Annotated in this window: 10 protein-coding genes; 7 read left to right on the top strand and 3 right to left on the bottom strand. The window is 48.6% G+C overall.

The window, feature by feature from the left end:
- Nucleotides 1-154: 154 nt before the first annotated feature.
- Genes ACR2PX_RS04425 through acpS form a run of 6 tightly spaced genes read left to right on the top strand, consistent with a single transcriptional unit; the run spans nucleotide 155 to nucleotide 4,001 of the window.
- On the top strand, nucleotides 155-532 hold the full coding sequence (locus ACR2PX_RS04425) for a DUF4845 domain-containing protein (protein WP_433998156.1): 378 nt from the start codon (nucleotides 155-157) through the stop codon (nucleotides 530-532).
- A complete protein-coding gene (gene rnc, locus ACR2PX_RS04420; RefSeq protein ID WP_433998155.1) occupies nucleotides 529-1,218 on the top strand; it encodes a ribonuclease III in 690 nt (229 codons plus the stop codon). The genes ACR2PX_RS04425 and rnc overlap by 4 nt, the downstream gene beginning before the upstream one ends.
- On the top strand, nucleotides 1,215-2,174 hold the full coding sequence (era, locus tag ACR2PX_RS04415; protein ID WP_433998154.1) for a GTPase Era: 960 nt from the start codon (nucleotides 1,215-1,217) through the stop codon (nucleotides 2,172-2,174). Before rnc ends, era begins: the two co-directional genes overlap by 4 nt.
- Complete coding sequence (gene recO / locus ACR2PX_RS04410; protein WP_433998153.1) at nucleotides 2,174-2,887, top strand: DNA repair protein RecO; 714 nt, start codon at nucleotides 2,174-2,176, stop codon at nucleotides 2,885-2,887. The genes era and recO overlap by 1 nt, the downstream gene beginning before the upstream one ends.
- Nucleotides 2,884-3,630, top strand: a complete 747-nt coding sequence (pdxJ, locus tag ACR2PX_RS04405) for a pyridoxine 5'-phosphate synthase (protein ID WP_433998152.1) — start codon at nucleotides 2,884-2,886, stop codon at nucleotides 3,628-3,630. The genes recO and pdxJ overlap by 4 nt, the downstream gene beginning before the upstream one ends.
- On the top strand, nucleotides 3,627-4,001 hold the full coding sequence (gene acpS, locus ACR2PX_RS04400; RefSeq protein ID WP_433998151.1) for a holo-ACP synthase: 375 nt from the start codon (nucleotides 3,627-3,629) through the stop codon (nucleotides 3,999-4,001). Before pdxJ ends, acpS begins: the two co-directional genes overlap by 4 nt.
- A 216-nt stretch (nucleotides 4,002-4,217) precedes the next feature.
- Here acpS and ACR2PX_RS04395 read toward each other — a convergent pair whose 3' ends face one another.
- Nucleotides 4,218-6,962: a response regulator gene (locus ACR2PX_RS04395; protein ID WP_433998150.1), complete on the bottom strand. Its 2,745-nt coding sequence runs from the start codon at nucleotides 6,960-6,962 to the stop codon at nucleotides 4,218-4,220.
- Between the two features lie 271 nt (nucleotides 6,963-7,233).
- On the opposite strand from ACR2PX_RS04395, the gene cysM reads away from it, so the two are divergent.
- Nucleotides 7,234-8,124, top strand: coding sequence for a cysteine synthase CysM (cysM, locus tag ACR2PX_RS04390; protein WP_433998149.1), 891 nt, complete (start codon nucleotides 7,234-7,236; stop codon nucleotides 8,122-8,124).
- Between the two features lie 61 nt (nucleotides 8,125-8,185).
- On the opposite strand, the gene ACR2PX_RS04385 is transcribed toward cysM, so the two are convergent.
- Together ACR2PX_RS04385 and ACR2PX_RS04380 are read right to left on the bottom strand one after the other, a co-directional pair.
- Nucleotides 8,186-8,494, bottom strand: a complete 309-nt coding sequence (locus ACR2PX_RS04385) for a CcdB family protein (RefSeq protein WP_433998148.1) — start codon at nucleotides 8,492-8,494, stop codon at nucleotides 8,186-8,188.
- Complete coding sequence (locus ACR2PX_RS04380; RefSeq protein ID WP_433998147.1) at nucleotides 8,494-8,715, bottom strand: type II toxin-antitoxin system CcdA family antitoxin; 222 nt, start codon at nucleotides 8,713-8,715, stop codon at nucleotides 8,494-8,496. The genes ACR2PX_RS04385 and ACR2PX_RS04380 overlap by 1 nt, the downstream gene beginning before the upstream one ends.
- Nucleotides 8,716-9,104 lie beyond the last annotated feature (389 nt).

Below are 9,104 nucleotides of genomic sequence, written 5' to 3'. Positions count from 1 at the left end.
AAAGAACGGCCCAATTATTCGATGAATTCGATTAAATAGGTCAACTATTCTCACGAATCCATCGAATAATTCGACTCGTTCTACTGAAATTTATGCTCGAAAGCATAAGTCCGACAGGCTCCTAGGCAATAAAAATAACCAGGCGGGAGGGAGAATGACCGTTGCAAAAAGCAGACAAAAAGGACTGAGTACTTTGGGCTGGCTGGTAGCTATACTGGTCGGTGGTTTTATGATCATGTTGACTTTCAAAGTGGCGCCCATCTATCTGGATGATTACGCCGTTGCGAAAGTGTTGACTTCTCTGGATACCAAACCGGGAGTTGAGGAAGCTGGTGTACCGCAAGTCAGAGAATGGCTCAATAAAGGGCTTCTGACCAATCGGATCAAACTGGCCAAGGGAGAATCCAAAGTTCTCCGGGATAAAGGTAAGTCGGTAGCGATTGAAATTAATTATGAGCGCCGATTACACCTGATGTACAACATTGATCTTATATTAACTTTTGAACATAAATGGAACGCTAAATCTCAGTGAAGACTGATGAACTTGCCCGGCTGGAGCGACGGCTGGGCTATACATTTTCTGATCGCAGCCGGCTTGAACTGGCTCTGACCCACAGAAGCTGTGGCAGCCGCAATAATGAACGACTCGAGTTTCTCGGGGATTCCATTGTTAACTTTGTCATCGCAGAAGCTCTGTTTGAGCGCTTTCCCGATGCCCGGGAGGGACAGCTCAGCCGTCTTCGTGCCCGAATGGTTCGGGGAGCAACACTGGCCGAAATTGGTCGTGAATTCCAACTGGGAGACTGTCTGCGACTGGGTTCAGGTGAGTTGAAGAGTGGCGGTTACCGTCGCGAATCTATTCTGGCAGATGCGGTAGAGGCGATTATTGGTGCCATCTATCTTGATGTCGGTATGGAAACTTGCCGTGAGCGTATTCGCAGCTGGTTTACTGATCGACTGGCAGGCCTCTCGATTACTGACCAGCAGAATAAGGATCCTAAAACCCGTTTGCAGGAGTTTCTGCAGGCCCGTCAGAATCCTTTGCCGAAATATCGTGTATTGAATATCGAAGGCGATGCTCATGATCAGGTGTTTACTGTCGTCTGTGAGCTGCAAAGCCTGGATATCTGCAGTGAAGGTCAGGGACCAAGTCGTCGTGGGGCAGAACAACAGGCTGCCCGTTTTGCATTGGACAAACTGGGAGTAGACAGCCAATGAGCTCAGCCGTGACCGGATCTGAAGCAGTATCTGAAGGTCAAATGCCCATAGCGAAAGAAAGGTGTGGCTATGTGGCTATTGTCGGACGCCCCAATGTCGGTAAATCAACGCTTCTTAACCATATTCTGGGTCAGAAGCTGTCCATTACTTCCCGCCGTCCCCAGACGACCCGTCATCAGGTCTTGGGTATTAAGACGGAAGATAATGTACAAACCATTTTTGTGGATACTCCCGGTATGCACAAAGTGGAAAAGAGGGCTATCAACCGTTATATGAACCGTGCTGCCAGCAGCGCCCTGACAGGGGTTGATGCGGTTATATTTGTTGTGGATCGCCTGAACTGGACTGAAGAAGATCAATTGGTACTCACTAAGCTGAGTCATGCCAAGTGTCCTGTTATTCTGGTTTTGAACAAGGTAGATCGCCTCAAGGAACGCAAAGAAGAACTGATGCAGTTTCTTCAGGAAGTGGCAGGCAAGGCCGATTTCAAAGCCATTATTCCGGTTTCAGCCCTGCACGGTAATAACCTGAAAGAACTGGAAAAGTTGATTGATGATCTGATGCCGGAAGGCATTCATTTCTTCCCGGAAGATCAGGTCACCGATCGCAGCTCCCGTTTTATGGCTTCAGAACTGATTCGTGAAAAGATTATGCGTCAGTTGGGTGATGAACTGCCCTACGAAATGACGGTTGAGATTGAAGAATTCAAGCAGGAAATGCGTCCGAAAGGACCATTGCTGGTCATCAGTGGCCTGATTCTGGTAGAGCGCACCAGCCAAAAAGCCATTGTCATTGGTGACAAAGGTGCCAGGCTGCGTCAGATTGGCCAGGAAGCCCGAATTGATATGGAGAAAATGTTCGACAGCAAGGTGATGCTGAATCTCTGGGTCAAGGTCAAGGGTGGCTGGTCGGATGACGACAGGGCTCTGAAGAGTCTGGGTTACGACTTCGACTGATGAACGAATTGAGCGCAGCCTGGATGCTGCACAGCAGGCCTTACAAGGAACGTTCTGTTATTGCTGAATTTCTGGTGAAAGATCATGGTCGTATAGCCATGGTCATCAGAGGTGTTCGCCAGGCCAAATCCCGCTCCTGGGCTGTTCAGCCTTTTACCCGGCTTTATGTCAGCTGGCGGGGGCGGTCAGAACTGAAAACCCTGAGCAGTTTTGAAACAGCAACCGCTATTCATCTCAAAGGCAAGTCACTCTATTGTGGTTTTTATCTGAATGAGTTGCTGATGCGCTCGGTTTTGCCGGGCCAGCATATCGAAGGGCTGTATGATCTGTACAGTGTTGTACTGGAGCAACTGACATCGGATGCACCTGTGCAACCTCTGCTAAGAGTTTTTGAGTTGGAGCTTCTGGAAATGACGGGCTATGCACCGTCGTTTACTTCGGATGCTGCATCAGGCGCTGAGATACAGTCTGGTCTGCTCTATGAATTCAAGACCGGGGTGGGCTTTTTACCTGTTCTTACCCTGAGGGAAAAAGACCGGTCCCGCTATTTTTCCGGAGAGTTGCTACTGTCACTGGCAGAGAGGCGTTTTGACAACGCTCGGCATTTTCCGGGTTATAAACGTTTAACCCGTCTGGCACTGACTCCCCTGTTGGGAGAGAAACCGCTTAAAAGTCGGGAATTATTCCGTATCAGGGAGAAGTCTGTCTCATGATTCCTCACAACCGCATCCTGCTGGGTGTGAATATTGATCATATCGCTACTATCCGTCAGGCCCGGGGAGGCACCTATCCTGATCCGGTGCAGGCCGCTATTGAGGCTGAGCAAGCGGGAGCTGATGGTATTACCCTGCATCTGCGTGAAGACCGCCGTCATATTCTGGACCGGGATGTCAGGTTGATTCGCAATGTGCTCCAGACACGAATGAATCTGGAAATGGCTGTCACCGAAGAAATGCTCACTATTGCCGAGGAGGTTTTGCCTCAAGCGGTTTGCCTGGTGCCAGAAAAGCGCGAAGAGCTGACCACAGAAGGGGGACTTGATGTGGTCGGGCATAGGTCGTCAATTGCTTCAGCCTGTGCTCGAATGGCAAAGGTTGGCATTGAAGTCTCTCTTTTCATTGATCCCGATTTGGCTCAGATTGAAGCCTCTGCAGAAGTGGGCGCTCCCGTCATTGAACTTCATACCGGGGCCTACGCCGAAGCCGAAGCACCAGAAGCGATGGAAGCTGAGCTGGAAAGGCTGAAAAAAGCTACCGTATTTGCCCTGTCCAAAGGATTAATTGTTAATGCAGGTCATGGTCTGAATTATCAGAACGTTGAGCCTGTTGCTGCTATCGATGGCATTAATGAGTTGAATATTGGTCATTCCCTTATTGGTCGGGCTTTCTTTACCGGTTTGAAAACAGCAGTAAAAGAAATGAAGACATTAATGCTGAGAGCTGCTCTCCATAAATGATTGCAGGTATAGGTACGGATATCGCCAGTATTGCGCGATTTAAAAAAATCCTGGAGCGGCGATCAGAAGCATTTTCTCGCCGCATTCTCACGGATTCTGAGCTGGAGATCTTTCAGTCTCATCCTCAGCAGGCAGCCTGGCTGGCCAAACGGTTTGCGGCAAAAGAGGCTGCTTCCAAGGCTCTGGGAACCGGTATTGGCAAGGTTTCCTTTCAGCATCTGGAAACGTTCAGTGATGAGTTGGGCGCACCTCATATGCGATTTTTGGGTTATGCCCTGGAGTTGCAAAAGGAGAGGGGAATCAAGGCCGTTCATCTGAGTCTTTCTGATGAAGTTGAGCACGCCCTGGCCTTTGTTGTTCTCGAGAATTGATCGAGCATCGCTTCCACTGTCGTAGATAAAACTCCAAAAAGAAATCGTGTTTTGTTTTGGGATTGAGGTATCGATCCTCGGTTTTCGTGTGTGAGAGGCTACATCAGTCTGCCATTAGAGGCAGAGTGGGGTACAGATGTCGCCCATGACCCTTGTTTGATTGAATGATCAGCCAAACAAAGGTCATCAGGCGATATCTGAACAATGGAAAGTCAATCAGGCTATGGCCTCGGCTTCCCTCGATAGTTGCCATTCCAAAAGCTCTTTAATGGCTTTAATGACTTCCTCAACACCATGAATGATATTGGGGGAGTTCAGGTGGGCGGTTTGTTTGAGACTGGTTTCCAGCTCCAGACAGGCTTCCAGAAGTTTGGGTACGGCACAATAGCGACTGGCACCATGCAGTCTGTGTACACGTTCCAGCAGGGGGTCATGGAGATTGTTTCGAAAACTTTCTTCTATGGTTTTCAAATCATCAGGCAGACCATCCAGCAGCATATCCAGCATTTCCCGCGCCAGTGCCTGGTTGCCTGCGGCAAGCTGAATGCTTTTCTCTTCATCAACCGGTGACGATGTTGGTTGTACCTGCCCTGGCAAGCCCTCTTCTGCCGGTTCATCCGGTGCCTGTACCGAGTTACCTGTCCAATGACTGATAGTAGACACCAGCTGGCGAGTATTCACCGGCTTGGTCATATAGTCATCCATACCGCTTTGCAGTATCTGCTTACGTTCTTCAGGCAGAGCATGAGCGGTTACGGCAATGATCGGAATGCGTTTGTAGATATTATTGATGTTCCTGATCCGCTGTGTGGTCTCAAGTCCATCAATCTCGGGCATCTGAACGTCCATCAACACCAGATCAAACGTTTTCTGGTGACAGAGTTCAATGGCTTCAAAGCCATTACTGGCAGTCGCTACGGACTGATCCATCTTCAAAAGAATGGTTTCCAGCAGTTTCAGGTTAACCGGGTTGTCATCGACAACCAGAATGTCCAGTTGCTTCTCGAACACCGCTTTTGCAGGTTGCATGACATCCGGGCCGTGTGAGGTTTTCGATGTCATCCCCTGTATGGCCAGCAACAGTTTGTTTCTGGCTACGGGTTTAAGCAGACAGTGAATGCCTGATGGCAAGTTTTCCGGGTGCTTGCTGCTGCCAGCCATGGCAAGAATGAGTACCGGACTCTGTTGAAGATAATTCTCGGCAATTCTGATGGTGCGCTGCAGGTGGTCATCCCCCTGGCTTAATAGCAGAAGGTCGTGATTGTTATGCTTTTCTATGTAGGGTTGCAGTTCCATTAAAGACTGAAATGAGGTGACCTTTAAACCCAGGCTCTGTGCCTGGTGTCCAATGGACAGTCTGGAGAGTTCCTGAGATTCATAAAGCAGCACATGGTTGCAGCCGGGTATGGGCTCAGGCTGAAACAGTACATTCTCGTCTTTTACAGGCCGGGTTCTGATGGTGAACCAGAAAGTAGAGCCTCTGCCCAGATCGGAATCAAGACCGATTTCGCCCTGCATTTGTTCCACAAGACTTTTGCTGATGGCAAGCCCAAGGCCAGTGCCTCCCGCTTGTCTTGTTCTGCTGGAATCAGCTTGAGAAAAGGCTTTGAAAATACGAGAGTGTTGTTCGGAAGTCAGACCTGAGCCAGTATCTGTGACGGTAAATTTGAGAATGTGGACATCGGAGTCATCAACCTGTTCGAGCATGACTCGAATGGCAACGCTGCCGTAATTGGTGAATTTCACCGCATTGCTGACCAGGTTGGTCAGAATCTGGGAGAGCCGTTGCTTGTCACCAATAATTTCTTCAGGCGTATCTTCATAAACAAAACTGACTAATTCCAGGGATTTCTGGTGAGCAGCGGGTGCCATAATGGCAAGGACATCGTCGATGACTTCACGGATGCTGAGTTGTTGGTTGTCCAGCTCCAGCTTGCCAGCTTCAATTCTGGAAAAGTCGAGAATATCGTTCAACATGGTCATCAAGCCCTGGGCGGACTTCTCGATGGTTGATAAATATTCTCTCTGTTGTGATTTCAGCTCTGTCTCAAGTAATAGCGCGGTATATCCGGAAATGCCGTTGAGTGGCGTGCGAATCTCATGGCTCATATTGGCCAGAAACTCACTTTTACTGCGGCTGGCTTCCAGAGCTTCTTTACGGGCCAGGTCCAGTTCAACATTCTGGATCTCGATGGTTTCCAGTGTTTCCTGCAGCTCATTGGTCGATAGATCTACGCTTCTTTGCAACTCCTCTCTCGAGTGAGCCAGTCTTTCCAGTAGCCTGTTGATTGCCAGTTCCAAGGTGGCATAGATGCTCCTGGGAGACTCTTCAAGTCGGCTATTCAGATCTTGTGCATCAATTTCATCCATCGCATCTGCAATGGATTGCATGGGGTTGAACAGAGAGCGGGAGAGCTTCATACAGAGCGAGAAGGCGACACCGATGGCCAGAGCCAGCAAAATAATGCCCAGTAGGGTAGCTCTGTATTTCTGGATACGAGTTTCTGAATACGCGTATTCCAGTTGAAGCCAGCCAATGGTTTCGGACGAATCGCCATTGAGCCGAACGATAGGGGCTATTGCCCTTAATGTGTCGTGTGTGGTGTAAAGAGAAACCGATCCGGGAAGCGGCTGGGCCATACCGATAGGCAGCAGATTGGGACCGGCATGAAGTAATTCTTTGCCGTTTCTGTCCAACAGGCTCACTGCTCTGATATCCGTATCATCCAGTGTCTGAATGGCCAGATCCTGGGTGCTTTGCATCTCACTGCTTTCCATGGAGTAAACTACAAGCGTCGCTAGCCTGCGAGTCATTTCCTCAGCCTTGGTAATCAGCTGTTGATCAAGCTCGGTAAATCGCGCCCATAGATAAAGGCTGCACATTAGAACAGAGATGAGAGCGCCTGGTAGCACTGCCAGAACCAGAATTCTGCGCTGAACAGTCTGGGAAGTTGTTTTCATAATTAATCATTGTACAGACTGGATTATTATCATTTATGCTGAGGGCCTGCCCGAGCCTATACGGGTCGCCCTAAAGTCCAGAAAGAGCGGCCATATTGTCCAATAAACTGGCTTGAATAGGTCAACTATTCGCACAAGTGTATTGGACAATCTTTCTCGCTCTACTGAACCTTATGGCAGACCGATAGGCTCGGACAGACCCTTGACGCATCATAAGAGTTATACGTACATTTTGGAAGTTTTGGTTAAGAGTCTTTTGTTAAGGAGAGTTATGGATTACCCCACAATCGAGTCCCTGGTAGGCAATACTCCGCTGATTCGGCTACAAAGGCTGACTGCTGGACAAGGCAATACCATTCTGTTGAAGATGGAAGGGAATAATCCTGCTGGATCAGTCAAAGATCGACCGGCGCTCTCCATGATTGCCGAGGCTGAAGCTGCCGGATCGATCTCCCCAGGAGACACCCTGATCGAGGCAACCAGTGGCAATACTGGCATAGCGTTGGCCATGGCGGCGGCGATCAAGGGTTATCGAATGATTCTGATTATGCCGGATCACATGAGTGAAGAGCGTAGGGCGGCTATGGCTGCCTATGGTGCTGAACTCAAACTGGTCAGTCAGAAAGAGGGTATGGAAGGCGCAAGAGACCTGGCTTTAGAAATGGAAAAGGAAGGGCTGGGTAAAGTCCTGAATCAGTTTGCCAACCAGGATAATCCGCTGGCGCATTACCAGGGTACGGGCCCTGAAATCTGGCAGCAGACCGGTGGAGAAGTAACCCACTTTGTCAGTTCCATGGGCACTACGGGCACCATTATGGGAACGTCCAGATACCTGAAAGAACAAAATTCGGATATCCAGATTATTGGCCTGCAACCGGCTGATGGTGCCAGTATTCCAGGTATTCGTCGCTGGCAGCCTGAATACCTGCCAGAAATATTCGATGAGAGTCGTGTAGACAGAGTCATGGATATCAATCAGTCCGAAGCGGAAGAAATCATGAAAACCCTGGCAACAAAAGAGGGTATCTTCTGTGGAGTATCCTCCGGAGGGGCTGTGGCTGGAGCTTTGAGGCTGGCTGAAGAAGTGGAAAATGCCACTATTGTTTGCATTATCTGTGATCGTGGGGATCGGTACCTTTCAACCGGGGTTTTTAATTCCTGACCTTGCTTTATAGTTTGTTGGGTGGCTCGTCCTTTGAGTCACCCAAAGGCAGTGGGTAATCTTATAAGCCAGTAAAGATACGATCAAGGGCGGACAGGATACTGTTGCGCTCATATTCCACATTAGCAACTTGTTCACCTAAGGCTGTGACGGGTACCGAGGCCAGCTGAGGGATGATTATGAGCCATTGTTCTCCGTTCACTTTAACCTGAGGGCAAACGCTCAATGCATGTTCAAACTGACTTGAATGGCTCAGCGGAGCTACTATTTGGCTCTTTTGGGTGGGTATAAGATCTGATTGCAGAACAATCAAGTAAGGATATTGCTCTATGCTATCGCCTGCATTGCGACAAATATCGAACTGACTCATCAAAATAGCCTCATACCGTCACTGAACAGCCCGTGCTTTTCTGCATGCTCATCCAATTCTGCGGCTGCTTTCCTGTAGAGTTTTTTCAGCTTCTCTTCCTCCAGGCTTTTGACTTCAGCCCTGAGCCCATGTTCTGCTGCAGCGGATATATTTACATTCATATTACGAGCTTGTTGTAGTAAAGCCTCATCGATTGTGACGGTCGTAGTGCTTTTGGCCATGATGATTCATTCCTGATATATATTGATACTAAATATAGTAGATAAATATTTTTATTCCTAAAAGTATTTATCTGACTGTACTTTGATAAAACGGATTGAGAGGGAGGTGGGCAAAAGTATCCTGACATTCAGCTGTAATCTCTCATACAAATGTTTAAAAATGTGACCGGTTTCTCTTGAACTATAAACATCGTGTGACGTCTAATAGTTGCCATTAAAGGATTAATAAAATAATACAGGGAGTAGACGACCGATGGATGGCGTACGCAGTTCGGATTCAGCCGTGACCTGTCTGGTCATGCTTGCCCGCTTTCATGGATTGGCCGCTCAGCCAGAACAGATCAAACATCAGTTGGGTGATTCAACCAGGGCTATTGAAGCCATTGATA

This window comes from Endozoicomonas sp. (assembly GCF_051008435.1).
Taxonomy (GTDB): Bacteria; Pseudomonadota; Gammaproteobacteria; order Pseudomonadales; family Endozoicomonadaceae; genus Endozoicomonas_A.
The sequence above is the reverse complement of the archived record's forward strand: the minus strand, read 5'-3'. Positions and strand labels throughout refer to the sequence as shown.